Below are 26,607 nucleotides of genomic sequence, written 5' to 3'. Positions count from 1 at the left end.
GACCCACTGAGGGAACGTGGTTGGCTGGTAGCTGGTAGCTGGTAGCTGGCTGCTGGTGGGTATCGTGGGTCCATGGTCACCGAAATTCCCAAGATCCGCGCCAAGATCGGCCTCAGCCAAGTTCCCCGCGAAGTCGACCTCGACGTCGAAGATGCCGACCACTTCATGCGCGAGTTCGAGGACGCCGTCGCCGGCGGTGCCCGGGTGTGGTGGGTGACCGATCGCGAGGGGCACCGTCACGGGATCGTCGTCGACAAGATCGCCTACATCGACGTCGAACCCAGCCGGGACCGACGCGTCGGCTTCAGCGTCTGAGGGTTCTTCAGGCGGAGTGAGGAACGCTCAGGGGGCGAGCCTATTCGCTCACCCCCTCAGGAAGCGCGGCGGCGCCGCTCGGCGAGCCAGCGCTTCCGGAGGCGCCGGCGCTCGTCCTCGGCATAGCCCGCCCACACCCCGGCTTCCTGGTTCGTCTCCAGGGCGTAGGTGAGGCACTCTTCCTGGACTGAGCACTGCGCGCAGATGGCCTTGGCGGCTTCGATCTGCTCTACCGCAGACCCCGTGGTTCCGATCGGGAAGAACAGGCTGGGGTCGGAGTCTCGACACGCCGCCAGTTCTCGCCAATCGGTGATGGTCAACATGATCTTCTTGGTCCCTCACTCGTGCATTGTGAACGGGTTCACAAGCGCCTAGAACGATAGGCCATCCGACCCGCCGGGGTCAAGAGGTTTTTTCGTCGCCTCGTACTACCCCGTCGAACGGGGTTTTATGCCCGAGCGGGTACGATTCTCGGCCGTATGGCCATCCACGAAGAACTCACCGCCGAATTGAAGGACGCCATGAAGGCGCGCCACCGCGATCGTCTCGACGTGATCCGTCAGATCGAGACCGAGGTGTCCAGGGCGAAGACCGAGCCCGGCTTCTCCGGTGAGGCCGACGACGCCCTCTACCGATCGGTCATCGCTGCCTACAGCAAGAAGATGGACAAGGCACGCGATGAGTTCGCTGCCCTGGGTGAGCGCGGCGCGGAGGCCGTGACCAAGCTCACCTTCGAGATCGACTATCTGAGCCGGTGGCTCCCACAGGGGCTCTCCGAAGACGAGACCCGGGAGGTCGTGCGGATCGCCATCAAGGAGCTGCAGGCGACCGAGGCCAAGCAGCTCGGCCAGGTGGTCGGCCACATCATGAAGAACGGCCCACGCGGTGTCGACGGTGCGCTGGTCAACCGCCTCGTCCGCGAAGCACTCGGCGCCTGAATCCTCGGTGGGTCAGGCCCCCGGACCCCGGAATCCGGGTCGCTTGGCGATGGCCCGGTCGACTTCCTCGGGGGTCACGAGCACCGTCGTCGTCACCGATACCCGGCCAGAGGCGGCCACGTCGAGGGCGAACGCAGTTGCGGCCTCGTTGTCGGGCAGGTCGGCGATGAGCACCGAGTCGGCGTCGCCGAAGGCGAAGTAGAACGCCTCGACGGTGCCGCCCAGTGCCTCGATGGCACTGTTGACCACCCCGACGCGGGCCGTCCCGCCCTCCTGGATGATGCCGGCTACGCCGTCGCTGTTGAGATTGGCCTGGAACAGGTATTTGGGCATGGACTCAGCCTACCGCTGGCCTCCAGGACGCGTCAGGGGTCGGGAGCGCACCGCTCCCGACCCCTGCGCATCGCTCAGCCGATGGCGAAGACGACCTGGATGGTCACCGTCACGTCGGACTGCCCCGGCTCGATCGGGGTCATCCCGCCATCGTCCCCGGCGGCTCGCTCGAAGTACACCGGGGGAAACGAGTGGTCGATGGTCTCGACGATCGAGATGACGCCGTCGAGGCTCGCCCCGGAGAGCTCGGCCAACTGCCGGGCCTTGGCCTCGGCGTCATTCCATGCCGCCTCGCGGGCGGACTCGAGCAGGGCCGTGTTGTCCTCGATGCTGAACGACAGGCCACCGACGACCATGGCGTCGCCGCCGGCCGCCGTGGCGGCATCGATGACCGCACCGGCGTTGTCCAGGTCGCGCACCTTGACACGCAGCTCGTTGGTGACCCGGTAGCCGATGAGGCGCTGGCGGTTGCCCGACCAGTCGTACTCGGGATAGACCGCGTAGTTCGCCGTCTGCACGTCCTCGGCGGCCACACCGTTGGCGGTGACGGCACCGATGATGGCGTTGGTGAGGGCGGCGGCGTCGGCGGTCGCCTCGTCCACGCCATCGCGTTGCACCGACACACCCAGGGTGATGGTCATCGTGTCCGGGGTACCGGCGACCCGGCCCCGGCCGGTCACCGAGATCCCGGTGGTCTTGTCGGTGCTCGCGCTTCCGACGCGTCCTGCGTCCGTTCCGCAGGCCGTGATGAGCACGGCCACTCCAACCAACAGGATCAGTGACCTGCGCATGTTCGTTTCGCTTTCTCTAGGGGTTGTGTGTGTCGCCGATTGGACGACGGCCGCGGTCTGCCGGTTCCTCGAACGCCGACACGCGGGCGTCCCCCCTGCCATCATTCTCGCGATGCGGGAGCCGGCCACGGGCCCGGAGCGGACAACGCTTGCTGCCTTCGCCATCGCCGTGACCATCGGCGGCATGAACTTCGTCGCCGTTCGCTTCTCCAACAGGGAACTGCCGCCGTTGTTCGGCGCCGGGGCCAGATTCGCCATCGCCGCCGTCCTGCTCCTGGTCGTGATGCGTCTGCGCCGGAGCAGGTTCCCCAGGGGCCGGGCCCTGGTCGGAACCGTGATCTACGGGGTCCTTTCGTTCACGGCGGTGTACGCGCTCCTGTACTGGGCGCTCCAGTCTCTCAACGCAGGCGTCGCTTCGGTGCTGCTGGCGTCCACGCCACTGCTAACCCTGTTCGTGGTCGCCATCCACCGCCTCGAGCCGTTTCGGTTCAGGGGACTCGTCGGCTCGGTGATCGTGATCGGGGGTATCGCCGTGTTGGCGAATGCTCCAGCCGATGCTCGGATCGAACTCCTGCCGATGCTCGCCGTCCTGGGTGGCGCCCTGGCAGCCGGGTACTCGGGCGTCGTGCTCAAGCTGTTCCCACCCGCCGATCCCGTTGCCACCAACGCCACCGCCATGGCGGTGGGCAGCGTGCTGCTCCTCGCCCTGTCTGTCGCTACCGGCGAGTCCTGGGTGGTCCCGCAGAACGCCAGCACGTGGCTGGCGCTCGTCTACCTGATCGTGATCGGGTCGCTCGTGCTGTTCGGACTGTTCCTGTTCACCCTCAGCCGGTGGACCGCCTCGGCAGTGGCGTACATGCCGGCGCTGATGCCGATCGCGGCGATGGTGTTCGGCGCGCTCATCGCCGACGAGCGAGTGACAGTCGCCGGGGTCGCCGGGGGAGCGATCGTCCTCCTCGGCGTGTGGGTTGGGGCGCTCTCGGGCGCCGGAACGCGCCGCTCGGAGTGATTTGCCGGCGGTAGCCTCAGGTCATGGACACCTGGGATGCCATCCGGACTCGCCGCAACGTACGCGACTTCACCGACCGTACGATTTCTCGCCAGGACCTGGAGCGGATCGCCGAGGCGGGTCGTCGCTCTCCGTCGTCCAAGAACGGTCAGCCGTGGGACCTCGTCGTCATGACCGATCGCACGCGACTGGTTGCGCTGTCACGGGTGTGGCAAGCCGCCGGCCCCGTGGCGGAGGCGGCGGCGGCGATCGTCATGGTCGCCCCCGTCGGTGACGACCCGAGAGGCGGCACCGTCCTCCACTTCGATCTCGGACAACAGGCATCGTCCATGACGCTCGCGGCCACGTCGCTCGGGATCGGTTCGGGCATCGTGTACGTGGACGACAAGGCGCTCGCCGCCGAGATCCTCGGCCTACCCGAGGACCGCTTTGCCGCCTTGATCATGACGCTGGGCTACCCGGCGGACCGGCCCCTGAAGCCGATCACTCGGCCCGACCGACGGCCCTTTGGCGACGTGGTCCACTGGGAGACCTGGGAGAGTCGGAAGGGGTAGCTGGGAGTGCGCTACCCGTTGTCCGACGCCAGTCGGAACGCGTCCGTGGTGGCGTCGTCGAAGCCGATCAGCCGCGCTTCCTCCAGCGTGTCCGGGTTGGATCCGATCCAGGCGGTCACCGCGTCGGCGATCACCCGGCAGGCCTCGGCGAGGGGGTAGCCGAAGATGCCGGCGGAGATGGCGGGCATCGCAACCGACCGGCAGCCCTGCGCGACGGCGGTGTCGAGGGCTGTGTCGACCGCCAGGGCGAGCAGGGCGGCGTCGTCTCCGCCCTCGCCATACCGTGGGCCGGCGACGTGGATCACGATTCGGGCCGGCATGTCGCCTGCGGAGGTGACGGCGGCGACGCCGGGGCTGAGCGGTCCGTGGTCTGCGATCCACTGATCGGACTCCTCCCGAATCGCCGGGCCTCCGGCCTCGGCAATCGCCAGGGCTACGCCACCGCCGTGGTGTAGTCCCTCGCCGGCGGCGTTGACGATGGCGTCAACTTGCTGATGGGTGATGTCGCCGGTGATGACTGTGACGACGGTCATGCGATCGGCTTACGCCGTCTGACGATCTCGGTGCTCCACCTTGCCGTCGGCGTGGAGCGCAAACCTGCCCTCGTCGCGGGCGTGCACCGGGCTCGGCCCCGACCAGGGCCAGCCACCGAATTGGGTGGCGCGGTAGTCGTCGAACGCCTGGCGCAGTTCCTCGGGCGTGTTCATGACGAACGGCCCCATCTGGAACACGGGGGCACCGATCGGCTCGCCCTGAAGCAGGAGAAACGTTGCAGTATCGCCCCGATTCACGATGGCCGTTTCGGTATCGGCGCGGAGCCGCACACCAGACTTCGGCTCTACCGACACTCCGGCGACGTCGACGATGGTTCCGCCGACCATGTGGAGCGTCCGGTTCACCGAAGCCGGCGCCAGCGGTAGCGCCCACCCGGCGTCGGGTTCGAGCGTGATGTGCCAGATCCCCAGGTGGGAGCCCGATCGCGACGCCCACGAGTCAGGCGGCGGCGACGGTGGAGCTGGCGCACCGTTCCAGGGACCCGAGAAGAGCTCCACCCGCACGCCGGGGGCGGGCTCGAGCTTCGGGATGTCCTCCGCCCACAGCATGCCGAAGTGGGCCGGGACCATCTTCGACTGTGGCGGCAGGTTGAGCCAGATCTGGAACAGCTCCAGCGGATTGTCGCCCGCCGGGTCGAGGAGCGGGAACATCTCGGCGTGCATGATCCCGCTGCCAGTGGTCAGCCATTGCACGTCACCCTCGCCATAACGGGCGGTGGCGCCCAGAGAGTCGGAGTGGTCCACATAGCCGCGGCGAACCACGGTGACCGTCTCGAACCCGCGGTGGGGGTGCTGGGGGAAGCCGGGGACGTGGTCGCCGTGGTACATGCTCCACCCGTCCTGGTAGGAGAAGTCCGCGCCGAGGTTGCGGCCGGCGAGGAGTGAACGGTCCGGCCCGAGGCGGTCGTCACCGGCCGGATAGTGGTCGACGTGATGGACGGTGAAGATGAAGGGGTCGAGACCGGGCCACGGCATCCCGAGGTCAATCTTCTCGATCACGGCGTTGGGGTTCATCACGGATCCTTCGGGTTGCTCACCACCGATCGTAGGGGTGGGGCGCGCCTATCCCAAGGGTGGGGGTGCGGGCCCGCCGTTGGGCGGTTCAGCCGATGGCGGCGTCGCGGCGCCGGAAGCCGGCGAGACCGGCGGCGAACAGCCCCCCTGCGGCCATGGTGAGTCCGACGAGTGGGGCGATCCGCAGCGGCGCTCCCGGCACCGCCGGAGTGTGGGTGAACGGGGAGAGGTTCATCACCGTCTGCTCCAGGCCGAGGATGGGACCGAGCTGGCCCAGCAGCAGGAAGGTGACCAGCACGGCCCAGGCCCACGAGGAGGCTCGGGGGAGCAGCCCGAACAGAGCGACGGTGAGCGCACCCATGACGAGCGCTGCCGGCACGTAGGCAGCTGACGCCAGGAGCAGTCGCGGCGCCTGGACCCCCAGGTCGTCGGTGACCGCCCCGTAGGCGATCCCAGCAGCAAGCCCTCCGGCGAGGATCGCCAGCGCCGGGCCGATGGAGGCCATCAGCGAGTGCGAGCCGGCGAACCGGACTCGGTCCACCGGAGTGGAGAGGACGGTCTCGGCATGGCCTAGCAACTCCTCGCCCCGGAGCCGAAGGGCCGCCTGCACGGCGTAGGCGGCGCCGATGAGACCGATGAAGCCGAGGCCGGCCGACAGGAAGATGTCGATGAAGGCACCCTCGCCGCCGATGCGGTCGAGGATCTCCATGAGCTGCGGGTTGTCCTCGAGTACGTCCGCCATGCTGGGGCCCAGGCCGCCGACGATGACACCGTAGGCGACGATCCCGACCGTCCATCCCACGAACGCTCCCCGGTGCAGCCGTCGGGCCAGGCCGTTCGGGCTACTCAGCCCGCGAGTGGCAGCAGCCGGACCGGGGCGGGTCGCCCAGACTCCGGCATCGAGGTCGCGCCGGGTCGACAGCGCTGCCGCCGCGGCCGTCGTCACTGCGGCGAACCCGATGAACAGGCCGACCACCGGCCACCGCTCACCGTCGAACGCCCGTATCTCATGCATCCACCCGATCGGCGATAGCCAGCTGAGCCCGGCCAGTGCGCCACCGGCGACGTCGGCGACGATTCGCAGCACATAGGCGAGAGCGAGGATGCCCCCGGCGAGTCCTCGGGCGGTCCGGGGATTCTCGAACAGCTGCGCGGTCAGGGCGCCAATCCCCACTCCGGCGAGGCCGAGTCCCGCCCAGGCTGCGCCGGCGGCAAGTGAGCCCGCCCCAGGCTGTCCGGTGGCGAGGAGGCCGGCGGCGACCCCCGCCCCCATAAGGATGCTCCAGGCAGCGGCGACGAGCAGGGCGGCGGCCAGGGGGGCGTGGCGTCCGACGACGGTCGACCCGATCAGTTCGCGACGGCCCGCCTGCTCCTCGGCACGGGTGTGGCGGATCACCAGGAACACCCCGGGGAGGGCAGCGAGCATCACGGCGACGATCACCGTCCGCCAGAAGGTGAGGGCCCCGATGCTCGTGCCGTGGAGCGGGCCCAGGAAGGCGGTGATCCCCGGGTTGGTGGCCACGAGCGTGGCGAACTGTTCCCTCGCCTGGTCGGTCGGGTAGAGGTCGGCGAAGGCGGCTGCCGTGGCACCGACCATGACCGCGGGCAACACCGTGAGGATCGGGAGCAGGAATCGGTCGCGCCGCAGGATGAGCCGGATCAGCGGGCGGACGCCGACGTAGGAACTCATGCGTCCTTGGTGGCCGGCGATGCGCCGTAGTGGCGCATGAAGAGCTCCTCGAGGGTCGGTGGCTGGGAGATCAGGCTCTCGATCCCGAGTCCCGCCACGTGGCTCATCACGGCGCCGAGGGCCTCGCCATCGACTTCGAAGCGGGCGCGGTTGCCGTCGATCACCAGGTCGTGCACCCCCGCCATCCGTTCGAGGCTCGTCGGAGGGGTGGTTGCGACGACGTCCACCGAGGTTCGGGTGAGGTGCCGCAGCTGCTCCAGGGTCCCGGATTCGACGGTGCGTCCATCTCGGATGATGCTCACCCGGTCGGCCAGTGCTTCCACCTCGGCGAGGATGTGGCTGGCGAGCAGGACCGTGCGTCCATTGGTGCGTTCGTGGGTGATCAGTTCGCGGAAGGTGGCTTCCATCAGCGGATCGAGTCCGGCGGTGGGCTCGTCGAGGATGAGCAGTTCGACGTCCGAGGAGAGAGCGGCGATGAGGGCCACCTTCTGCCGGTTGCCCTTGGAGTAGGTGCGGCCCTTCTTGGTGGGGTCCAGGGCGAATCGATCGATGAGGTCGGCCCGGCGCTTCTGATCGAGACCGCCGCGCAGCCGCCCGAGGAGGTCGATGACCTCGCCGCCGCTGAGGCTCGGCCACAGGCTCACATCACCGGGCACGTAGGCGAGCCGCCGGTGGAGCTCGGCGGCGTCGTTCCACGGGTCGCCGCCGAGGAGGACCGCTCGCCCGCCTTCGGCCCGGATCAGTCCGAGGAGGATGCGGATGGTGGTCGTCTTGCCGGAGCCGTTCGGCCCCAGAAATCCGTGCACCTCTCCGGTACGGACGTGCAGGTCGAGTCCGTCGAGTGCCACGGTCGCTCCGTAGGACTTGCGCAGCCCGCTGACTTCGATGGCGTTGCTCACTGCCCCTCCCCGGCTTGGACGGCCACCACGATATACCGACGTCGAATCCGGGTCCGTCGAGCCGGTACCGTTGCCCGACAGGTCCGGGGAGGGTCGGTTCGATGCCACACGACACGTTCGTCACCCTGGCGGTGATACTCGGTCTGGCCGCCCTGGCTGGCCTGGCGGCCAGTCGGCTGCGTCAGCCGGTGATCATCGCCTTCATCGGGATCGGTGTTCTCGTGGGGCCGGTCGGCTTCGGCTGGGTCGTGGCCGAGGGGCCGGTGGAACTGATGGCCGAGCTCGGTATCGCCCTGCTCCTCTTCGTCGTCGGGCTCCGCCTCGACTTCCACCTGGTGCGGGCTACCGGTCCGGTCGCTCTCGCCACCGGGTTGGGTCAGGTCGTTTTCAGCTCGGCGCTCGGCTTCGGGGTGGCCCGGCTCCTAAGCATGGGCGTCACCGAGTCGCTTTACGTGGCCCTCGCTCTCGCTTTCTCGTCGACGATCATCGTTATCAAGCTGCTCACCGATAGGAGGGAGATCGATCAGCTCCACGGCCGGATCGCGGTTGGCGTCCTCATCGTTCAGGACATCGTCGTGGTGCTGGCGATGATCGTGCTCACCGCGATCGGGGGGGTTCGCGGGGGGTCGGTGCTCACTGAGGTGGGCCTCGTCGGCGCAAAGGGTGCGGCCCTGCTCGCCGGGATGGCCCTGCTGATGCGCTTCGTGCTTCCCCGGTTGGTCCACGAGTTCGCCAGGGTGAACGAGCTGCTGGTGATCTTCGGAGTCACCTGGGCCGTCGTCGTGGCCGCGGTCACCGAGCTCCTCGGGTTCAGCACGGAGGTCGGAGCCTTCCTCGCCGGTTTCTCGCTGGCATCGACCCCCTTCCGGGAGGCGATCGCGGCCCGATTGGTGAGCCTTCGCGACTTCCTGTTGTTGTTCTTCTTCATCGCATTGGGATCGCAGATCGAGGTCGGAGAGGCTCGGCAGCAGCTCGCTGCTGCGGCAATTCTCTCGGCGGTCGTGTTGGTCGGAAAGCCGATCGTGGTGCTCGCGATCATGGGGCTGATGCGATACCCGGCCAGGCTCTCGTTCGTCGTTGGCGTGTCGCTCGCTCAGATCAGCGAGTTCTCGCTGATCCTGGCCGCGCTCGGGTTGAGTCTGGGGCACATCGGGGCCGACACGGTGAGCCTGATCACGGTGGTGGGCCTCATCACGATCGCGGTCTCCACCTACGTGTTTCCCCATGCTCGGGGCCTCTACCGGCGCCTGGAGAGGGTGCTGTCGGTGTTCGACCGACGCCGGCCCCGCGACGTTTCGGAGAAGGACGACGAGCGCGACATCGACGTGATCCTCTACGGCCTGGGTCGGCTCGGGTCCGGGATCGCTCGCGGCCTCTTGGCGGCCGGGAAGCGGGCGATAGCAGTGGATGTGGACCCCAGGCTCGCCGACTTCTGGTCCGACCAGCCGATCACGACGCTGTACGGGGACGCCGAGGATCTCGACTTCCTGGAGACCCTGCCGCTGGCGCGTTCCACCTGGGTGATCTGCACCATCCCCAGCGTGGAGACGCAGCTGACGCTGCTCCACGGGCTTCGCAGCCACGGCTATCCCGGCAAGGTGGCGGTCGTCGCCCTCGACGACGCGGCGGCGAAGCGACTGTCGGCAGCCGGACCCGAGTTCATCCTTCGGCCCTTCGTCGACGCGGCGGCCTCGGCGCTCGACCTGGTCCTCGGCTACGGCAAAGGTGCGGTGGCCGTCGAGGAGTCGGAGGCGCTGCCGTCGGAGTGAGTCTCCAGCATCTCGTCGGTGTGCACGATGGAGGCGAAGGTGGTGGCGTGCAGGTGATCCCGCATGGCGTCCTGCGCTCCCGACCAGTGCTCGTGGATGGCGCAGCGGTCGTCCCAGTGGCACGGGCCCCCCCGCAGCACGCACTCGGTGGACTCCAGCGGCCCCTCCACGGCTTCGATGACCTGGAGGAGGGTGACCCGGTCCGGGCTATCGACGAGGCGATAGCCGCCCTCGGGGCCGGTCACCGACTCGACGAACCCTGCCCGGACGAGTGCCGCGAGCAGCTGCGGCAGATACTTCTCCGGAATCCCCATTTCCCCGGCGATCTGTCGGGCCTTCCTGAGGGGTTGGCCGGGCCGCCACGTCCGTGCCAGTGAGAGGACGGCGCGGACGGCGTAGTCGGCTCGCTTGCCGAGTCTCATCTGCACGGGATCAGTCCTCTCGTCGACCGGTCACACGTCGCGGCGTTGGATCGCCCTGACCGCCGTCATCGCAGGAGTCACGATCCAGAAGGCGACAGCGCCCGCCAGGATCCCGATGGTTCCTGCGGTGCCGAAGGTGTCCGCCATGTACACACCGAATGGGCCCAGCGTCGCCGGATCGATGATCGAGAACGCGAGCAGTCGGATGGACTCGAGCGGATTGAGCAGCACCGACCAGAGGAATCCCACCGGTCCGAGGCGGATGGCAGGCCCCACCGCGGCGAGCATCAGGTCGAATCCGAGCGCCGTGGTGAACCAGATGGCGGCCGCGACCGCAGTGGCCTGACTCCGGGTGGAGGCGATCGCGGATACGGCGACGCCTATAGATACCCCCACCGCGGCCGCGGCCAGGCTGGCCCCGGCAGCAACCGCCAGTCCGACGAGTTCCCGGCCGGAGGCGACCGGTGACAGGATCACCGCGGCCAGGCCCAGACCGACGCCGATCGCCGCCCAGATGGTCAGCGTGAGTCCGGTGATCGTCGACAGGGGGATGGTCCGGCGGCGAATCGGCTGGGCCGCCAGCATGGCCAGTGTCCCCTGCTCTCGTGCACCGGCGATGGACGATGCGCCGACGAGGAGCCCCATCAGTGGTGAGAGGAGCACGCCCATGGCGAGGATCCCATCGATGGCGGCACCGGTTCCCCCGACACCCAGATCGCGCAGCGAGCGCAACCCGACCAGGGTGAGGGCGACGGCGCCGACCCCATAGATGAGGGCGGCCCCCAGGAGCCATCGCGTGCGTGCCGCGCTGCGCATCTCCCAGGCGGCGACGGTCCTGCCGACACCCCGGGCGGCGATCATCGGACACCTCCTTGGAGGTCGCCACACACGACGAGGGACCGGTCGCCCTCCGTGGCGGCCATAGATTCGCTGAGGACACCGTCCACGATGCGGACGGTTCGGTCGGCGAGCGGTCCCAGGTTGGCGTCCTTGGGGGTCGCCACGAGCACGGTGGCGCCGTCGTCGGTGGCTGCTCTCAGCAGGCTCCACAGGGTGTCGCGGGCGGTGTCGTCCAGGTTCGCCGAGGGCTCGTCGAGGAGCAGGAGGGACGGCGCCCCGAGGAGCGCAACGGCGAGGGCGACCCGCTGACGCTGCCCGCCGGACAGCACGCCGATGCGGCCTGAGGCATCGGGCAGGAATCCGTCCGGCACGCCGGCCATGGGGTCGTCGACCCCGCGGAGGCGGCCGAAGTACGACATCACCTCGGCGACACTCGCCCAGGAGTGGAGGCCCGGGACCTGGGGGAGGTAACCCACCCGGCCGCGGACGGTGGCGATCCGCTCGCCGTCGAACAGGACGACTCCGGTGCAGGAGGCGAGCCCGGCCACGCACCGCAGCAGCGTGCTCTTTCCCGACCCGTTGGACCCCGTGACCGCGAGGATCGATCCCCGGTCGACTTCGAGGTCGATGTGGTCGAGCACGGTCCGACCGCGGTAGGCCTTGCTCAGGCGGAGGATCTCGAGGCCGGTGGTGCGTGCTCCGAGGAAGCTCATCCCGAGACCCCCGGACGGTGGGTCGGGAACCCGCCACGCAGTGCTCGCACGGATACCAGGGTGGCGGCGATCCCGATGGCGGCGAGGGCGACCCCGGCGATCGGCTGCGCGGCGTCGCGCGGCACCGGTGGTGACGCCGACCTGGTCAGCGGGAGCGGGTCGACGAGGATCGGATGCTGGAGGGACCATCGCTCCTCGATGGCTCGGATCAGCCGGAAGGCAGGGCTCGATGCCAGCGGCATCAGTACCGGTGCTCTGACCAGGACCCGCTCGACGGTGCTCCCCTCGGCGTGGGGCGTCGTACCCCTGCCGAGGCCGTTGTCGTAGCCGCGGTAGGTGCTCCAATGATTGCCGTGGCCGCGGTCGTTCCAGCGGATCCCGTCCGCCGTTCCCCGGCCCTGCTGTAGGACCTGCACGGCGTTGTCGATGAACGAGTTGGCCATGAAGACCGCCTCGGCCGAGGGGTAGAACACGACGCCGACCTGGTTGTCGGCGATGGTGTTGGCGGTGAACCTCATGGGCGATTCACCGGACGCCTGCCCATCGACATGGATGCCGACCCGGTTGCGCATCACCACGTTCTCCACGGCCTCGACGTCGGCGACGTCTTTGACGAGCAGGCCGAATCCGGTAGAGGCCGAGGTGCTGTCGGTCAGCTGGTTTCGCAGGATCAGAGCCGGACCGCCGTACATGAGGACGGCGCCCGAAAGGTTGCCGCGCACCACGTTCTCGGCCAGGGTGAGGCTGCCGGCGAACATCGAGTGGACGCCGTAGCGACTGTCCACGAGGCGGTTACCGTCGATCAGGGTGCCCGATCCGAACGACACGAAAATCGCATCCCGCACGCCTTCGACGGTCGTGTTGCGCACCAGGATGTCGTCGACGTGCCACAGGGAGATGCCGTCGCCGCGACCGCCACCGGCGAGATCGTCGCCCCCGACGGCATGGTCGTCGCCACCGACGGTCCCGCCCCGGCCGATCACGTGGCTGTCGACGATGCGAATTCGCGCCGCCGAGGCCACGGATATCCCGATGTAGGAATCGGTGACGACCACGCCGTCGACGACGGCGTCATCGGCCTCGATTCGGATGCCCGCGGGGCTGCCGCTCGGACCGGGTCCGCTGCCGCTGACCGCGACCCCGCGGATCGTGGTCCCGGGCGCGGCGATCGTGACCACGGTGCCGGCGCGGTCGCCGACGATCGAGGCGTTCCCGGCTCCGTCGATGGTGACCGGTCGGTCGATCACCACGTTGCCGGTGTAGGTCCCGGGCTCGAGGGTGATGGTCGCCCCGTCCGGGGCCGCCGCCAGCAGCGCTGCGAGATCGAGCCGGGTCTCGGCGGCGGCGAGAGGGGTAAGCGTCCCGATGAGCAGGACGGGTATGAGCGCGGTCGCAAGGGCTGCCGGGCGAATCCTGGCGAGCAGCCGGGGCCCGAACGAGAGCACCGCCGCCGCGGCGAGCATGGCGTAGATCCCGGTGCCCGGCATCGACCAGGCGGTGAAGTTCCACACCTTGGTGGGGCCGATCACGAGCGGGGTGAATCCGTCCATCCGAAAAGCGGCGCCCTGGTCGAGATCGTGGCCGAACTGGTAGAGGCGCACCTGGATGACCCCGAGGATGGTGACGGGGAGGAGCCAGAGATAGAGGCGGGCCAGGCGAGCGATGAGAGGCCACCGGACCCGGAGGAAGGCGGCGACGGCGATGGCGGCGAAGGCACCAACGATCCCAACCGGCCACAGGGCCATCTCGGGGAGATGGTCGGTGCGGAAGGGGCGCATGCCGACGTAGTGATTGAGGCTGTCGATCTCCTGCAGGTCACCTTCGACCCGGTCGCCGTAGGCGACGAACTCGAGTCCCCCCGGGTATTGCGGGGCGCTCAGGCTCGAGCGCCAGATGGGCAGGACGATGGCGAGGGCGATGAGGGCTGTGGCGAGTGCCGCCGTTATCAACCGCGTCGAGCGTCGTGTTGGCGGCGGGGAGCCAGGCTCCCCGCCGCCAACAGTGACGGGCGAATCGGTCGCGGCGGATGAGGAGGGGATCACTATCCGGTCGCGATCAGCGTGCCCATCATCCCCGCCTCGTGATGGCCGGGAACGGCGCAATAGACCATGTAGATGCCGGCAGGGACCGTCAGCGTGGTGCTCACCGTCTCACCGGGCCGGGCCAGCAGGTGGAAGTCGAGCTCGTCGATGGTGATGTCGTGCTCCACCACCCCGTTGTTGACCAATGTGAGGGTGATCTCCGTGTCCGCCGGGACGGTGAGCTCGTCGGGATCGAACTCGAACTCGGTCGCCCCGATGATCACTTCCACGCCGGCTCCTCCAGCGGTCGTGGTCGGGGCGGCGGTGGTGGTGGTCTCGTCTCCTCCGCCGCAGGCGGCGAGAGCGATGGCGATGACCGCCATCAGTGCCAGGTGTCTGTATCGCATGTCGTGTCCTTTCGTAGTGGGTCGTGGGCCCGGTGGCGCGGGGTGCGCGCCACCGGGCCGGTCGTCGGTCAGGGTTCGATGAGCAGCCATCCCTGCATCTCCAGGTGCAGGGCCGAGCAGAACTCGGTGCAGTAGAAGGCGAACGATCCGGAGCGGTCGGCGACGATCTCCACGGTCAGCACTTCACCGGGGTCCAGGCTCGCCTGGACGTTGTACCTGGGGATGGCGAAGCCATGGGTAGCGTCCTGTGCGGTCTCGATGTTGGTGATGTGCATCACCACCGTGTCGCCCTGACGGGCACGAATCACGTCCGGGGTGAACGTGCTGCGCCGTGCCGTCATGTACACGTGAAGGGTGTCGCCGACGCGCTCGATTCGCTCCTCGCCTGGGGCGGTGACGACCTCCGAGGTCGCCATGGTCAGCGGATCGGTCCCCATCGGGTAGGCCGTCCACACGTCGGCCAGCCTGTCGACGGCGATCATCTGCACGTAGTGCGGCTCGCCGAACCCGATCGGCATGTCACGCAGGATCCGGAGTTCCGGTGAATCGATGTCGATCAGCTGGAAGTTCTGCGGATGCAACGTTCCCACCGGTGTGTGTCGGTCGATGGCCCACTTGTTGAGCGCCACCAGATAGCGACCGTGCGGGTTGACGGTGTCGCCATGAGCGGTCACCAGGTGCCCGATGTTGTAGTGCACCGGGATCTTGTCCACCAGGGTGAAGGCGTCGCCTTCGGCGACACCGGCCTCGGGTCCCAGCGTCCACCGGGCCACCGCGCTCTCCACGAACAGGCTGGTGTAGGCGTTGCCACGGTTGTCGAACTGGGTGTGCAGCGGACCGCCACCGAGCTCCACCTGGGCCTCCATGACGGCGTCGAAGCGCAGCACCGGGACGCCGAAGGGGTCGTAGCCCTCGATGTCGCCGGCGGCGATGGCCGCCTCGATCCGGTCGATCGAGTACACGGTGGCGTTCGGGTCGAGCTTGCCGGAGACGACGATGTAGTTGCCGTCGGGCGAAACGTCGACGCCGTGGGGGTTCCGTGGCTCAGGAGCGAACCACAGGATGCCCTCGTCGATCGCCGTCTGCAGGCGGATCATCCGCATCCCGTTGACCATCTCGAACTTGCCCTCGGCGACCACCTGCTCGGCCAGTTCCCAGTTGATGATGTGCAGGTAGTCGTAGTCGAAGGCGATGGCACCCGTCTCGATGGGCGGATTGCCTTCCAGGTTCCCGCCGGTTGCCATCTCGACGTTGTACGAGTTGATGAACGCCCAGCCCTCACTGGCCAGCTTCCCGGCATCGGCGAGGTCCTGGTTGTACGGCGGCAGCTCGATCTGGAAGCTGCGGTCGAGGTCCATGCGGCCGGTTTCCGGGTCGACCGCCATGAAGTTCGAGACGCCGCGGTAGTGCTCCTGGTACTCGTCGAGCGGGGCGTACCCGCTCTCCAAGAAGATCGGAGAGGGCGTCTTCGCCGAGATGTGGACGTACTCCGTGTTCGGCGTGGCGAACACACCGCCGTGGGAGCTCTCCATGTTCGGGACGTCGATGATCTGCTTGGTCTTGAAGTCGCGCAGGTCGATCATGGCGATCCGACCGTTGGCCCGGTCGTTGATGTACAGGAAGCGACCGTCGTAGTCGCCGCCGGTCTCCGACAGGGCCGGGTGATGGGTGTCGCCCCAGGTCAGCGGTTCGTTCTGACTCGCATCCGAGCCCCCGGCGAGCAGTTCCATGCTCCAGTCGGCCCCGTATCCGTAGCCCGACCAGGCGTCAGGGGCGAACACGGGGATGGTCTTGAGCAGGCGCATCGACGGGACGCCGATCACGTGCATCTGCCCGCTATGACCTCCGGAGGCGAAGATCAGGTACTCGTCGTGGGCACCGGGCGGTACGAACGTCGCCAGGGCCGCTTCGGCCTCTGCACCTGTGAGGCCGCGTTCGGCGGCGATGTTCGCAAGGTTTCCGCCGGACGCGGATCCGAAGCCCAGCCGGGCACCGGCCACGCCGACGATGAGACCGAGGACCAGTGCGCCCACGGTCCAGAAGATGTTGCGACGCTGCATGCTCGTGCTACCTCTCTCTCGGCTGGCTCCTGGCCAACCATTAGTGAATTACTTCACAAAGTACGGAGGTACACGACCCCTCTCCAGGGCCGAAAGACCCTGATGCTTCCCAAGCTCGGGCACCGTCGTACCGAATAGGGTGGCCCCATGTCGCGTCTCACCACATGGGTCGCCGGGTTCGGCGCGGCCCCGGGCGACGACGACGCGGTCCGCCTGGAGAAGGCGACCCTGACCGCGGTGTCGTTGCTGATCGTGCCGCCTGCGATGGTGTGGGGATCGGTCTATCTGATGGTCGGGCGTCCCCTCGCCGCTCTCATCCCCTACTCCTACGTCGTGGTAGCGATCGTCGCCCTGGCCTTCCTCTACCGGACCGCTCGCATTCGGGTCCCGCGAACGGTGGTCCTGGTGACGATGACGGTGCTCCCGTTCCTCCTGCAATGGGTGCTTGGCGGATACCAGCACTCGGGAGCCGTTTCCACCTGGGGGCTCATGGTTCCGGCCTTAGCCGTCATGTTCGGTGCCCCGGTCGGTCGCTGGGTGGTCGGCTTCATCGGCCTTTCCGTCTTGTCCGGATTCCTCGACTCGAGGCTGGCAGAGCAGGTCGCACCCCTTCCCGGGACCATGGCTCGCACCTTCTTCGTGATCAACGCCATCGCCGTCGGCCTCACCTACTTCGCCGGGCTCCGGTTCTTCGACGGCGAGCGGACCAGGGCGCGCGCCGTCATCCAGGAGCAGCGCGAGCTGGCCGACGCGCTGCTTCTCAACGTGCTCCCCGGCGAGATCGCCGAACGGCTCAAGGCGGGCGAGCGGGTGATCGCCGACGAGCTCCCCGCAGTGAGCATCCTGTTCGTCGACATCGTCGGCTTCACCTCCACCACCGCTGCGCTGCCGCCCGAACGCGTCGTCGCCGATCTCGGTGAGATATTCGCCGCCATCGACGCCCTGGTGGCGCGGCACGGGCTGGAGAAGATCAAGACGATCGGTGATGCTTACGAGGTGGTGGCCGGGGCGCCGATCGCCCGGGAGGATCACGCCGAGGCCATTGCCGAGCTCGCTCTGGACCTGCTGGTTGAGGTCGCCGGGATGCCCCTTGGCGAGTCATCGGTGGTGTTTCGCATCGGGATCGACACCGGCCGGGCGGTGGGTGCGGTCATTGGGACGCACAAGTTCACCTACGACGTGTGGGGCGACGCGGTCAACACGGCGAGCAGGATGGAGTCACACGGTGTCCCCGGTCGGATTCAAGTGACCTCGCGCTATCGCCGGCTCCTCGACGGTCGCTACCGATTCGAGTCCCGCGGCGAGATCGAGGTGCGGGGCAAGGGGTCGATGGAGACCTGGTTCCTGGTGGGGCGCGCCGCCGACGACTCGAGCGCCTGAAAGCGTCTGCTGGTTCCGCTCAGCGCCAGTCGATGGATACCACGGCCACCGGGGCGGCCACGCCCTTGAGCGCGACCTCACGGTGCTTCGACGCCTGGACCTCGGTCCCCGCCTCGGCGAGAGCGGCCTCGGTTACGACGATCTCGCCTCCCTCGGCCTGGTCGGCAACCCGAGCGGCCACATGCACTTGCCCGCCGCTGTAGTCGCGGCCGCGTTGCGTCGCCTCGGCGGTGTGAATCCCGATCCGCACCGTGGGGGCGAAGCCGGTGGCTCGCCGGTGCTCGGCCAGCGCTCGCTGGACCGCGATGGCACTGCGCACCGCGGCGGCAGTGTCGTCGAAGGCCACGAAGAAACCGTCGCCGGTGTGGTGGGCGACCTCGCCCCCGTGGGAGGCGAACAGGGACTGGAGCGTCTGGTCGTGCCAGGCGAGCAGGGTCTCCCACGCCTCGTCGCCGATGGCCCCGACCAGATCGGTCGACTTCACGATGTCGGTGAACATCAGAGCCCGATGGACCCGCTCGCCCGACGCCGCCGTGATGCCCCCCAGCAGCTCGCCAGCGCGTTCGGCCATCCAGGCAGCTCCGAGTCGCTCGAAGGTGGTGCGAGCCGTGCGAAGCTCCAGCGTCGCCGTCTCGTCGTCCCCAGAGGCGCGGTAGGCACGTCCCAGCAGCAGCCGGACCTCGGCGGCCTCGTACGGGGCGTCGACGTCCAGCCACCCCCGCAGGGCGCGCCCGAGATGAGGGAGCGCCCCCTCAGGGTCGTCCGCTCCGAGGAGGACCGCCCCTCTGGTGGAGGCAGCCACCGACTCGAGTGTTGTCCCCGGTATCACCGAGACCAGCTCGTCGATCTCGTCGGCGGCGGCCGTGGCCGAGTCCGGGTCTCCGGCGGCAAGGGCGATCAATGCCTGAGCGCTCAGCAGCTCGACACGCCTGGGGCGGTCCTTCATCTCGGCGAGGGCCCGGTTCACTCCGGAGCGGGCCGAGTCGAGGTTCCCCTGGGCGAGGCGCAACCGGGCGAGCCCCGGCTGGGGAACCTTTCCGTGCTCGTGAGCGGTGGCGTAGGCGTCGTCAGCCCCGGCGAAGTCGCCGATACGCCTCCGGATCTCGCCGATCTCGTAAAAGGCCTCCCCGACGCCGGACAGAAAGTTGAACCGTGGGAGTTCCTCGGCCGCCCGGCGGGCCTCGCTCTCGGCGTTGGATAGGTCACCGCGCAGTCGCAGGACCCCGGCTCGGTGCACCCGACACACGCCCGGGAAACCGTTGATCGAAAACCGCTCACACCACCTGGTGGTGGCCTCGGTCCACTCGGCCGCCCTGCGAATGTCACCGATGTCGGCGCACGCCGAGATCATCGAGCAGTAGATGATTCCCGAGGCGAACGGGGTCAGCTGGCCCCCGACCACCGACACCATCGCCTCGTCCATGAGGGCCATGCCACCGGCCTGGTCACCCCGGCCACAGAGGGCCCTTCCCTTCTGGTGGGAGGCGAGGGCCTGCAAGTTGTCGTCCCCGGTGCGGCCGGCCACCTCGAGGGCGGCATCGAAGTTCTCGATCGCCAACTCGAAGGTGGCGCCTCCTTCGAGAGCCATGATCCCGTGAAGCATCTTCACATAGCCGGCCGCGGCCGAGTCGGGCGCCTCGGCGGCGTGCTGGTCGGCTCGGGCGATCCACGCCATGGCCATCGGGCCGCCGAGCCGGATGGCGTGCTGGAGCGCCAGCTCGTAGGCGGCCAGGGCCGCACCACCCGGGTCGCTCTGGGTGAGGTAGGCGCCGTAGGCCCGTTCGGCGGCTTCGAGGACGGTCTCGGGTCGACCGGTCCACCAGGCGGTCTCGGCGAGCGCTCGCAAGCCAGCGGCATCGAGGAGACCCCGCTCGTCGGCCTGCGACAGCTCGCGGTAGGCGTCCTCCCAATCGTGGCGCTTCATTGCCTCGCGGGCGATCTCCGGTGGCTCGACCCGTGACGTCATGGGCCAAGCGTACGCGGCCTGTCGCTTCCGTGGGGCGAGACGCCTCCGCTGGCGGCACTCCGTCTGGCTAGCGTGGCGCCGTGGTCCATCTGGTTCCCGACGAGCCTGTGCGGGGCGCCATCGGCGACCTGCGCCCCTTCCAGACTGCCGGCCTGGACAGTGTGCGTCGCTACATTCGCGGCGAACTGCCCGGCGGTCCCATCAACCGTCTCCTCGGATCCCGACCCACCGAAGCCGGACCCGGGACCTGCACATTCTCGATGCCGATCACCCGCTGGCTGGAGGACGGGTTCGGCATCTACTGGGGCGGCATCTTCGCCCTGTTCGCCGATGCCCCGCTCGCCCTCGCCATCTGGACCGGGCTCCCTGCAGGGAAGGTGGCGACCACCACGGAGCTCAACATGTCGTTCGTGCGCCCGATCACCCGGGCGACGACGAACATCGTGGGACGAGCACGAACCATTCATCTGGGAACCACGGTCGGGCTGTCGAGCATCGAGATCGCCGACCAGAACGGGCGCCTGCTCGGCTTCGGATCGACTCGCTGCTTGATCGGCGACGTCCCGGTCGATCCCACCGCCGACCTTCCGGAGCCTGACACGGGACCCACCGATCCGCCCGACCCGTATCTGCGCGAGCCACCCTCGGAGGGCTGTTACTTCTCCCTCGACGACATCGTGAGCCTGGCCCCGGTGGAACTTCAGCGCAGGGGGGTGGCCGGCGAGGTGTACTTCCCGATCACGCGGCTCACCGGGTGGCGCCCGGTCGACATGCAGCCGGGCAGGGTGGTCGGGACGCTGCCCACGTCGCCGTGGTTCTCCAACGGCGGCCCGGCGATCTACGGCGGGATGCTGGCGTGGCTTGCCGACTTCATGATGGGCGGCGCCGTCTACTCGATGCAGGATGTCGGTGACGTCTTCGCCACCATCGACATGAACATCCGCTACACCCGACCGGCTCTGGTCGGCACCGGCGACCTCACCGCCACCGCCGAGGTGCGGCACTCCGGCAAGCGCCTGCGGGTGTCGGCCTGTGACATCACCGATTCAGCCGGCAAGCGGGTGGCGATGGCGACCTCGTCGTGCCTGGTGCTACCGGGTGGCGCCGCCGCCTTCGCCCAGGGTCACACCGCCGACGAGATCCTGCGCGAGAGCGGGTAGTGCCGGGGGTCTCCCGGGTCCTCCGCCTTTCGTGTCGCCTTGGTTGCCTCGACGCTCGACTTTGGCCGGTGGGCCCATCCTCTCAGCGGGACCAATCCCACCAGGTGACGTCGGTGATCCCGATCACGATGGCCGGCCCGCCGGGCGGCTGATCCCGATACTGCGGGTACTTCTCGCCGAACGGTCGGCGGAGGGCGGCCATGACCTCCGGGTCCTCGGAGATCACAGCCTCCCCATCCACCCGGACCCACCACAGTCCGGTCCAGTCGTCCTCGTAGTGGTGGGCGAGCATGGACACGGCCCGGTTGGCGGCGATGTTGGCGAGGCGCTGCAGCGCCGTGGTGGTCTTTGGCTTGGCGTCGACCATGGTGTAGGCGGTGTCGCCGCCGACGATGAACGTCACCGGGACGATGTGCGGTTCGCCCGTTGGGCGGGTCGTCGCGAGCGACGCCACGGGTGCGGCGGCGAACCTGGCGAGGGCCGCGCCCCGACTGAGCGTCACGACACCTGCCCTTGCCGGGCAGTGGCGTCACCGTCGCGAAGTGCCGCAGCACGGCCACGCGCCGCCAACGGACTCGAGTCACACCGCATCGTCAGAGGGTACGGGATGTTTCTGCGGGCGGCGCCGCCCGGTGGATGATGCTGGCCGGTTCCGTCGACCGAGCCTCAGGGGGTGCGCGAATAGGCTCGCCCCGGGATCAGGTTTCGGCTTGTGGCAAGCCGAAACCTGATAAAGCCAGCGACCTATTCGCGCACCCCCTCAGCCGGCCTTGCGCTTCGCCTTCGTCGCCTCGACGCTCGCCTTGAGCGCCTCCATGATGTCGACCACCTCGGCTGCTTGCGGGGTGCCGGCGGCGGTGACGATCTCTTCGCCGTCGAGCTTGCGCTTGGCCAACTCCTCAACCGCATTGCGCGAATCGTCGATCCAGGCGGTCGGGTCGAAGGTGGCGGTGAGGTTGTCGATGATGAGCTCGGCCATCTTGAGCTCCTCGGGCCGCACTTCGATCTCCTCGGTGAGCTCCTCGAAGACGGGTTCGCGGATCTCGTCGGGCCAGTACATCGTCTCCATCACGATCACTCCGTCGTCGGCTCGCAGGGTTGCCGGGTACTCGCGGTCCCGGATCGCCACTCGAGCAAGGCCGACCATGCCCTTGGCGGCCAGGGCGTCGTGGAGGATTCGGTAGGCCTTGACGCCGCTCTTGTCGGGGCCCAGGTAGTACGAAGACCGGTAGTAGATCGGGTCGATCTCCTCGATGTCGACGAACTGGACGACGTCGACCATGCCCGACCCCTTGGCCTTGAGCGCGGCTTCGAGCTCGTCGTCGGTGAAGACGACGTAGCGGTCCTTCTCGAACTCATACCCCTTGACGATGTCGTCGTAGGGGACTTCTTCGCCGTCGGACTCGGCCACCCGCTTGTAGCGGATCCGGGCGTGGTCGCCCGAACGCAGCTGACGAAACTTAGGGCGCTTGTCCTCGGTGGCGGTGAACAGCGCCACGGGGATGGTCACCAGGCCGAACGAGATGGCGCCCTTCCAGATGGGTCGCACGGGTACTCCCGGGGTTTCGCGATCTGTCGATGATAGGTGCCGTCGGTGCGCGGCGGCATCGGCTGCGGGGAATGAGCCGGTAGCGTTCCGGGCTCCCTCCCGGAGGCCGAGTGGTCGACATCCCAGCACAACACGAACGGATCGATCGGCAGTCGCTGATCGTGTTCGTCTCGGCGACGGTCATCCTCGTCGTCTTTGAGTACTGGGGATTGCCAGGGTGGTTCAGCGGCACCCGGTGGCACCGCGGCATCGCCGACGCCCTCGGCCCCGGATACGCCGAGTACTTCCCGCTGCTGCCGTTTCAGTACTGGGGGGTGAGCAGCGTGGTGTTGCGGGTGCTGGTCCCGGTGGCGATCATCGTCTTCGTCCTGCGCCAGCGCCCCGGCGACTGGGGGTTCCGGGTGCGGGGGCAGTGGCGGCACCTGCGGCTCTACGCGCTTTTCCTGGTAGGCATGGTGCCCCTGTTGTGGCTGGCGTCGCTGATGCCGGCCTTCCAGGCCAAATACCCCTTCTACGACCTGGCCGGGCTCGGGGGATGGCACTTCTGGGGCTTCCAGCTCTTCTATGGACTCCAGTTCCTCGGTGTCGAGGCGTTCTTCCGCGGCTTCATGCTGTTCGGCCTGCACGCCCGACTCGGCTATTACGCCATCCCGGTCATGGTCATCCCGTACACGATGATCCACTTTGGCAAGCCGGTCGCCGAGACCTGCGCCGCCATCGTCGCCGGATTCATCCTCGGCTGGATCGCGCTCAAGTCGCGGTCCTTCCTGTGGGGGTTCTTCCTGCACTGGACGGTGGCCATCACCATGGACCTGCTGGTGATCGGCCACGACCAGGGCTTCGGAACCCTGTGGTCAGTGCTGTTCTGAGGGGTGCAGCGCGGCCGGCCGTGTCACGGTGCTGGCTGCTGAAAGGCCGGGGTGCTGTCTCGCCTGGAGACTACGCCTTAGCTGGCTTTTGCGATCGCAAGACGCCTTGCTGGGTCCGCCCTTCGCGGAGGTCATCGAGACCCTCGTTGAGCAACCGCACAGCGTCTGGGTCGGTGTAGTGGGAGACCTCATCGGGTGTGAGTGCTACAGCGGCGTGGAGGATAAGTCCACCAGTCTCCGTTGTATCTACAACGACTTGCGTCGACTTGAAGCCGAACCTGGCCAGTGAGATTCGTCCTCGCTCGTCAACATCGACGACGACGCGAGTACGGCGGGGAACTTTGGGGGCGGTTGTCATGGGGTGAGTGCTCCTTGGATCAACACGCATGTTGATAGGTGTCAATCTAGCACTACAGCCTATAGTGGGCAAAGACCCATTTGCCCCGGAGGGGTATCCGGTTGTGATATCGTGGCCGCGATGGCCGACTTCGAGGTCTCCGCAACATTCGCTCGGGTGTACGACGCCGTAGACGACAGCGTGATCGACCTGCTCGATGCTGCCCTACTTCGCGTCGTGGGGGAGCCGGGTTCTGGGTGGGCACGACAAGCACGCGTGATGGGTGACTTCGATTGGGCATGGAAAGTCACAATCGAAGCCAAGGATCGGACCTTTGCGATCTACTGGACGCAGAACGAGGACGGTGTCGTGCAGTTCGTTGCGCTCGTCGAACGTCGGTGAGCGCAGCTCTGGCCCGCCGGGGTCGACTCAGGATTTCGACGTTCAGCTCCGGTGGTCGACCAGCAGGTAGTGCTCGGCCTTGAAGAAGTCACGGCCCGGATCGACCCCCGGGCGCAGTTGATCGGCTGCCTCCTGCTGGGTGACGAGCCGCGGCGCACCCACTGCATGCTCGCTCCCATCGACGATGAGAGCGGCGCCACCCGCAGCGAGGATGTTGCGCACCCAGTCCGAGTCCGGTCCATACCGCACGACTAGCACGAACCCGTCGGTGGTCGGATGAGCGTCCATCGGCGTCAGGTACGACGTCCCCGTCCGCCTTCCAACATGCCGGACGATCGGCTTGGCACCCCGGCGCACCACCCCAGGATTGAACAACCGCTTGTTCACACGAGCAAGCCATCGTGGATAGGGCACGAGTTCTCTCCGAAATCTCTGACGCGTGACGGGTGACCGGTGACGGGCGACTCCGCCGAGCGAAGCTCGGCGGAAGTGCCCTCGGCAGGATTCGAACCTTCTCCGCGTGGGCGATATCAAGGCTAGAGCCTTGTTGCTCATCTGGTGCGAGCCGCGAGGCTATTTCTGAGTCGCGAACCGTGAGGACGTTCGATTCTGGATAGGAATCGAACGGAGTGGGCGGTCGGACTGGGCGCCCTCGGCAGGATTCGAACCTGCGCACCCGGCTCCGGAGGCCGGTGCTCTATCCCCTGAGCTACGAGGGCGGGGGACGACGGCGAGTGTATCAACGGCACCGGAGTGCCCGAGATGCCCCGGTACCATCCGGCGCCACGATGTCCGGCTTCTCCGAAACCATCAGCGCTGCAGTCGCCACTGCATTGGCGAAGGCCTTTCCCGACGTGGGCTCGGTCGACTTCATGGTGGAGCGCCCGCGGGATCGGGCCAACGGTGACTGGGCCGCCAACGCGGCACTCGTCGCCGCCAGACAGGCCGGGAAGCCGCCGCGCGAGGTGGCCGAGGCGATCGCCGCTGCCCTCGACGGGATACCGCACCTGGAGTCGGTGGAGGTTGCCGGACCCGGGTTCATCAACTTGCGTCTCGCCCCGACCTGGTACCACGAGGTGGTCCGGGCTGCCGCCGAGGGCGGTCCCGGGTTCGCCCGCAGTGATGCCGGCGCCGGTGAGCGGATCCAGGTGGAGTTTGTCTCGTCGAACCCGAACGGGCCGTTGCACTTCGGTCACGGTCGGGGCGGGGTGATCGGCGACGTGCTGGTGCGCTGCCTGGAGTACGCCGGGCATCCGGTGGAACGCGAGTACTACTACAACGACGCCGGGGTGCAGATGGAGCACTTCGGGGCGAGCCTGGAGGCCCGCTACCTGCAGGCACTGGGCCGCGACGTCGAGTTCCCCGAGAACGGCTACCACGGCGCCTACATCACCGAGTGGGCTGCCGAGATGCGCGACGAACAGGGCGATGCCTGGGCTGACCTACCCGACGGGGAACGCCGCGCCACGATCCGAACTTGGGGCCTGGCCCGGGCCATGCGCGACATCGAAGAGACGCTCGAGCTCGCCCGGATTCCCTTCGATCGATGGTTCAGTGAGACCTCCCTGCACGAGTCCGGGTCGGTGGATGCCTCGATCACCGAACTGCGCGACACGGGCTTCGTCTACGAGAAGGACGGCGCCACCTGGTTCCGCAGCACCGATTTCGGCGACGACCAGGACCGGGTGATCATCACCTCCGACGGCCGCTACACCTACCTGGCGCCCGACATCGCCTACCACCGTGACAAGTTCGAGCGCGGTTTCGACCGGGTGATCAACATCTGGGGTGCCGATCACCACGGGTACATCCCCCGGATGAAGGCGGCGGTGGCGGCGCTCGGCTACGACCCGGATCGCCTCGAGGTGCTGGTCAACCAGATGGTCAACCTGAGCCGGGCGGGCGAGCCGATGAAGATGTCCACCCGGGCCGGGGAGTTTGTCACCTTCCGCGAGGTGTTGGAGGAGGTCGGCACCGACGCCACCCGCTTCCATCTGGCGGCCTTCAGCCCCGACACCCAGGTGACCTTCGACCTGGAGGCGGTGAAGGCGAAGTCGATGGACAACCCGGTCTACTACTCGCAGTATGCCCACGCCCGGATCTGCTCACTGGAGCGTTTCGCCGCCGAAGCCGGTGTGACCCGGGCGCCTCTCGCTGAGGTGGACCTGACGGTCCTGGTCGATCCCGCCGAGTTGGACCTGATGAAGCAGATCGACCGCCTCGGCGAGGAGGTCGTCGAGGCGGCCCGTCGGCGCGCCCCGCACCGGGTGACCGCGTACGCCCACGAACTGGCGACGGCGTTCCACCGCTTCTACACCGACTGCCGGGTGGTCACCGACGACCCGGCCCGCACTCAGGCCCGCCTGTGGCTCATAGAGGCGGCCAAGAGCGCCGTCCGGGCCACTCTCGACCTGCTGGCGGTGAGCGCTCCCGAGAGCATGTAGGCGCCGGGCTTCGTCCGGCACGACTTCATAGTTATTGGCTCTTGGCTCATGGCCAGAAGAGGTGCTGCTGCGTCGTAGGTCTCGCGACGCGTCAGCCCTCCCCCTCCGTCAGCGACCTGGCGGTCGCTGCCACCTCCCCCTTCGGGGTGTGCGGACCGGGGACATCCTTTA

The 26,607-nt window shown here is 68.1% G+C and carries 27 protein-coding genes and 1 tRNA gene; 10 read left to right on the top strand and 18 right to left on the bottom strand.

Features of this window, described 5'->3' with window-relative positions:
* The first annotated feature begins 72 nt into the window (after positions 1-72).
* Positions 73-315 (top strand): DUF3107 family protein, encoded by a 243-nt coding sequence (locus WEA29_01750; protein MEX2322478.1) that lies wholly within the window; start codon positions 73-75, stop codon positions 313-315.
* 56 nt (positions 316-371) lie between these two features.
* On the opposite strand, the gene WEA29_01745 is transcribed toward WEA29_01750, so the two are convergent.
* Positions 372-638, bottom strand: a complete 267-nt coding sequence (locus WEA29_01745; protein MEX2322477.1) for a WhiB family transcriptional regulator — start codon at positions 636-638, stop codon at positions 372-374.
* 156 nt (positions 639-794) lie between these two features.
* Here WEA29_01745 and WEA29_01740 point away from each other — a divergent pair, with 156 nt between their 5' ends.
* Positions 795-1,253 carry a GatB/YqeY domain-containing protein gene (locus tag WEA29_01740; GenBank protein ID MEX2322476.1) on the top strand — a complete coding sequence of 153 codons (459 nt, stop codon included), beginning with the start codon at positions 795-797 and terminating at the stop codon, positions 1,251-1,253.
* A gap of 12 nt (positions 1,254-1,265) precedes the next feature.
* Here WEA29_01740 and WEA29_01735 read toward each other — a convergent pair whose 3' ends face one another.
* The gene (locus tag WEA29_01735; protein ID MEX2322475.1) at positions 1,266-1,586 is read right to left on the bottom strand and encodes a GYD domain-containing protein; all 321 of its coding nucleotides are present in this window, start codon (positions 1,584-1,586) and stop codon (positions 1,266-1,268) included.
* A gap of 74 nt (positions 1,587-1,660) precedes the next feature.
* A complete protein-coding gene (locus WEA29_01730; protein ID MEX2322474.1) occupies positions 1,661-2,377 on the bottom strand; it encodes an SIMPL domain-containing protein in 717 nt (238 codons plus the stop codon).
* 112 nt (positions 2,378-2,489) lie between these two features.
* Here WEA29_01730 and WEA29_01725 point away from each other — a divergent pair, with 112 nt between their 5' ends.
* Complete coding sequence (locus WEA29_01725) at positions 2,490-3,386, top strand: EamA family transporter (GenBank protein ID MEX2322473.1); 897 nt, start codon at positions 2,490-2,492, stop codon at positions 3,384-3,386.
* 23 nt (positions 3,387-3,409) lie between these two features.
* Entirely contained in the window at positions 3,410-3,940 is a 531-nt protein-coding gene (locus WEA29_01720; protein MEX2322472.1) for a nitroreductase family protein, read from the top strand.
* Between the two features lie 11 nt (positions 3,941-3,951).
* Here the strand turns inward: WEA29_01720 and WEA29_01715 are convergent, their stop codons facing one another.
* The 4 genes from WEA29_01715 to WEA29_01700 all read right to left on the bottom strand — a co-directional run bounded on the left by WEA29_01715 (position 3,952) and on the right by WEA29_01700 (position 8,097).
* The gene (locus WEA29_01715) at positions 3,952-4,473 is read right to left on the bottom strand and encodes a macro domain-containing protein (GenBank protein ID MEX2322471.1); all 522 of its coding nucleotides are present in this window, start codon (positions 4,471-4,473) and stop codon (positions 3,952-3,954) included.
* 9 nt (positions 4,474-4,482) lie between these two features.
* Positions 4,483-5,508 carry a pirin family protein gene (locus tag WEA29_01710; protein ID MEX2322470.1) on the bottom strand — a complete coding sequence of 342 codons (1,026 nt, stop codon included), beginning with the start codon at positions 5,506-5,508 and terminating at the stop codon, positions 4,483-4,485.
* A gap of 88 nt (positions 5,509-5,596) precedes the next feature.
* Positions 5,597-7,198, bottom strand: a complete 1,602-nt coding sequence (locus tag WEA29_01705; GenBank protein MEX2322469.1) for an ABC transporter permease — start codon at positions 7,196-7,198, stop codon at positions 5,597-5,599.
* Positions 7,195-8,097: an ABC transporter ATP-binding protein gene (locus tag WEA29_01700; protein ID MEX2322468.1), complete on the bottom strand. Its 903-nt coding sequence runs from the start codon at positions 8,095-8,097 to the stop codon at positions 7,195-7,197. The genes WEA29_01705 and WEA29_01700 overlap by 4 nt, the downstream gene beginning before the upstream one ends.
* 101 nt (positions 8,098-8,198) lie before the next feature.
* On the opposite strand from WEA29_01700, the gene WEA29_01695 reads away from it, so the two are divergent.
* Positions 8,199-9,866: a cation:proton antiporter gene (locus WEA29_01695; GenBank protein MEX2322467.1), complete on the top strand. Its 1,668-nt coding sequence runs from the start codon at positions 8,199-8,201 to the stop codon at positions 9,864-9,866.
* Here WEA29_01695 and WEA29_01690 read toward each other — a convergent pair.
* The 6 genes from WEA29_01690 to nosZ all read right to left on the bottom strand — a co-directional run bounded on the left by WEA29_01690 (position 9,812) and on the right by nosZ (position 16,329).
* The gene (locus WEA29_01690; protein ID MEX2322466.1) at positions 9,812-10,288 is read right to left on the bottom strand and encodes an Rrf2 family transcriptional regulator; all 477 of its coding nucleotides are present in this window, start codon (positions 10,286-10,288) and stop codon (positions 9,812-9,814) included. The genes WEA29_01695 and WEA29_01690 overlap by 55 nt on opposite strands.
* 30 nt (positions 10,289-10,318) lie before the next feature.
* A complete protein-coding gene (locus WEA29_01685) occupies positions 10,319-11,149 on the bottom strand; it encodes an ABC transporter permease subunit (GenBank protein MEX2322465.1) in 831 nt (276 codons plus the stop codon).
* Positions 11,146-11,841, bottom strand: a complete 696-nt coding sequence (locus WEA29_01680; GenBank protein ID MEX2322464.1) for an ABC transporter ATP-binding protein — start codon at positions 11,839-11,841, stop codon at positions 11,146-11,148. The genes WEA29_01685 and WEA29_01680 overlap by 4 nt, the downstream gene beginning before the upstream one ends.
* On the bottom strand, positions 11,838-13,790 hold the full coding sequence (locus WEA29_01675) for a NosD domain-containing protein (GenBank protein MEX2322463.1): 1,953 nt from the start codon (positions 13,788-13,790) through the stop codon (positions 11,838-11,840). The genes WEA29_01680 and WEA29_01675 overlap by 4 nt, the downstream gene beginning before the upstream one ends.
* A 92-nt stretch (positions 13,791-13,882) precedes the next feature.
* On the bottom strand, positions 13,883-14,269 hold the full coding sequence (locus tag WEA29_01670) for a cupredoxin domain-containing protein (GenBank protein MEX2322462.1): 387 nt from the start codon (positions 14,267-14,269) through the stop codon (positions 13,883-13,885).
* Between the two features lie 68 nt (positions 14,270-14,337).
* Positions 14,338-16,329, bottom strand: a complete 1,992-nt coding sequence (nosZ, locus tag WEA29_01665; GenBank protein ID MEX2322461.1) for a Sec-dependent nitrous-oxide reductase — start codon at positions 16,327-16,329, stop codon at positions 14,338-14,340.
* A gap of 147 nt (positions 16,330-16,476) precedes the next feature.
* Here nosZ and WEA29_01660 point away from each other — a divergent pair, with 147 nt between their 5' ends.
* Positions 16,477-17,709, top strand: coding sequence for an adenylate/guanylate cyclase domain-containing protein (locus WEA29_01660; protein MEX2322460.1), 1,233 nt, complete (start codon positions 16,477-16,479; stop codon positions 17,707-17,709).
* A gap of 19 nt (positions 17,710-17,728) precedes the next feature.
* Here WEA29_01660 and WEA29_01655 read toward each other — a convergent pair whose 3' ends face one another.
* Entirely contained in the window at positions 17,729-19,675 is a 1,947-nt protein-coding gene (locus WEA29_01655; protein MEX2322459.1) for an adenylate/guanylate cyclase domain-containing protein, read from the bottom strand.
* Positions 19,676-19,755: 80 nt separating this feature from the next.
* Here WEA29_01655 and WEA29_01650 point away from each other — a divergent pair, with 80 nt between their 5' ends.
* A complete protein-coding gene (locus tag WEA29_01650) occupies positions 19,756-20,835 on the top strand; it encodes a PaaI family thioesterase (protein ID MEX2322458.1) in 1,080 nt (359 codons plus the stop codon).
* A gap of 82 nt (positions 20,836-20,917) precedes the next feature.
* On the opposite strand, the gene WEA29_01645 is transcribed toward WEA29_01650, so the two are convergent.
* The gene (locus tag WEA29_01645; GenBank protein ID MEX2322457.1) at positions 20,918-21,337 is read right to left on the bottom strand and encodes a TIGR03668 family PPOX class F420-dependent oxidoreductase; all 420 of its coding nucleotides are present in this window, start codon (positions 21,335-21,337) and stop codon (positions 20,918-20,920) included.
* Positions 21,338-21,595: 258 nt separating this feature from the next.
* Positions 21,596-22,384, bottom strand: a complete 789-nt coding sequence (locus tag WEA29_01640) for a Ku protein (protein MEX2322456.1) — start codon at positions 22,382-22,384, stop codon at positions 21,596-21,598.
* Between the two features lie 110 nt (positions 22,385-22,494).
* On the opposite strand from WEA29_01640, the gene WEA29_01635 reads away from it, so the two are divergent.
* Positions 22,495-23,253: a CPBP family intramembrane glutamic endopeptidase gene (locus tag WEA29_01635; protein ID MEX2322455.1), complete on the top strand. Its 759-nt coding sequence runs from the start codon at positions 22,495-22,497 to the stop codon at positions 23,251-23,253.
* A 478-nt stretch (positions 23,254-23,731) separates the two neighbouring features.
* Entirely contained in the window at positions 23,732-23,992 is a 261-nt protein-coding gene (locus WEA29_01630; GenBank protein MEX2322454.1) for a hypothetical protein, read from the top strand.
* Positions 23,993-24,034: 42 nt separating this feature from the next.
* Here WEA29_01630 and WEA29_01625 read toward each other — a convergent pair whose 3' ends face one another.
* A complete protein-coding gene (locus WEA29_01625; protein MEX2322453.1) occupies positions 24,035-24,379 on the bottom strand; it encodes a nitroreductase family deazaflavin-dependent oxidoreductase in 345 nt (114 codons plus the stop codon).
* Positions 24,380-24,639: 260 nt separating this feature from the next.
* Positions 24,640-24,711: transfer RNA gene (locus tag WEA29_01620), tRNA-Arg, on the bottom strand.
* Between the two features lie 69 nt (positions 24,712-24,780).
* On the opposite strand from WEA29_01620, the gene argS reads away from it, so the two are divergent.
* Positions 24,781-26,436: an arginine--tRNA ligase gene (gene argS, locus WEA29_01615; GenBank protein ID MEX2322452.1), complete on the top strand. Its 1,656-nt coding sequence runs from the start codon at positions 24,781-24,783 to the stop codon at positions 26,434-26,436.
* Positions 26,437-26,607: the final 171 nt, after the last annotated feature.

Source organism: Acidimicrobiia bacterium (assembly GCA_040902765.1).
GTDB lineage: Bacteria > Actinomycetota > Acidimicrobiia > Spongiisociales > UBA11373 > DATKBG01.
The sequence above is the reverse complement of the archived record's forward strand: the minus strand, read 5'-3'. Positions and strand labels throughout refer to the sequence as shown.

Coding starts and splice junctions, on each gene's coding strand:
- WEA29_01730 (MEX2322474.1), bottom strand. CDS start 2,377: ATGCGCAGGTCACTGATCCTGTTGGTTGGAGTGGCCGTGCTCATCACG.
- WEA29_01690 (MEX2322466.1), bottom strand. CDS start 10,288: ATGAGACTCGGCAAGCGAGCCGACTACGCCGTCCGCGCCGTCCTCTCA.
- WEA29_01685 (MEX2322465.1), bottom strand. CDS start 11,149: ATGATCGCCGCCCGGGGTGTCGGCAGGACCGTCGCCGCCTGGGAGATG.
- WEA29_01720 (MEX2322472.1), top strand. CDS start 3,410: ATGGACACCTGGGATGCCATCCGGACTCGCCGCAACGTACGCGACTTC.
- WEA29_01660 (MEX2322460.1), top strand. CDS start 16,477: ATGTCGCGTCTCACCACATGGGTCGCCGGGTTCGGCGCGGCCCCGGGC.
- WEA29_01710 (MEX2322470.1), bottom strand. CDS start 5,508: ATGAACCCCAACGCCGTGATCGAGAAGATTGACCTCGGGATGCCGTGG.
- WEA29_01715 (MEX2322471.1), bottom strand. CDS start 4,473: ATGACCGTCGTCACAGTCATCACCGGCGACATCACCCATCAGCAAGTT.
- WEA29_01750 (MEX2322478.1), top strand. CDS start 73: ATGGTCACCGAAATTCCCAAGATCCGCGCCAAGATCGGCCTCAGCCAA.
- WEA29_01725 (MEX2322473.1), top strand. CDS start 2,490: ATGCGGGAGCCGGCCACGGGCCCGGAGCGGACAACGCTTGCTGCCTTC.
- WEA29_01655 (MEX2322459.1), bottom strand. CDS start 19,675: ATGACGTCACGGGTCGAGCCACCGGAGATCGCCCGCGAGGCAATGAAG.
- WEA29_01745 (MEX2322477.1), bottom strand. CDS start 638: ATGTTGACCATCACCGATTGGCGAGAACTGGCGGCGTGTCGAGACTCC.
- nosZ (MEX2322461.1), bottom strand. CDS start 16,329: ATGCAGCGTCGCAACATCTTCTGGACCGTGGGCGCACTGGTCCTCGGT.
- WEA29_01695 (MEX2322467.1), top strand. CDS start 8,199: ATGCCACACGACACGTTCGTCACCCTGGCGGTGATACTCGGTCTGGCC.
- WEA29_01735 (MEX2322475.1), bottom strand. CDS start 1,586: ATGCCCAAATACCTGTTCCAGGCCAATCTCAACAGCGACGGCGTAGCC.
- WEA29_01705 (MEX2322469.1), bottom strand. CDS start 7,198: ATGAGTTCCTACGTCGGCGTCCGCCCGCTGATCCGGCTCATCCTGCGG.
- WEA29_01680 (MEX2322464.1), bottom strand. CDS start 11,841: ATGAGCTTCCTCGGAGCACGCACCACCGGCCTCGAGATCCTCCGCCTG.
- WEA29_01670 (MEX2322462.1), bottom strand. CDS start 14,269: ATGCGATACAGACACCTGGCACTGATGGCGGTCATCGCCATCGCTCTC.
- WEA29_01740 (MEX2322476.1), top strand. CDS start 795: ATGGCCATCCACGAAGAACTCACCGCCGAATTGAAGGACGCCATGAAG.
- WEA29_01630 (MEX2322454.1), top strand. CDS start 23,732: ATGGCCGACTTCGAGGTCTCCGCAACATTCGCTCGGGTGTACGACGCC.
- argS (MEX2322452.1), top strand. CDS start 24,781: ATGTCCGGCTTCTCCGAAACCATCAGCGCTGCAGTCGCCACTGCATTG.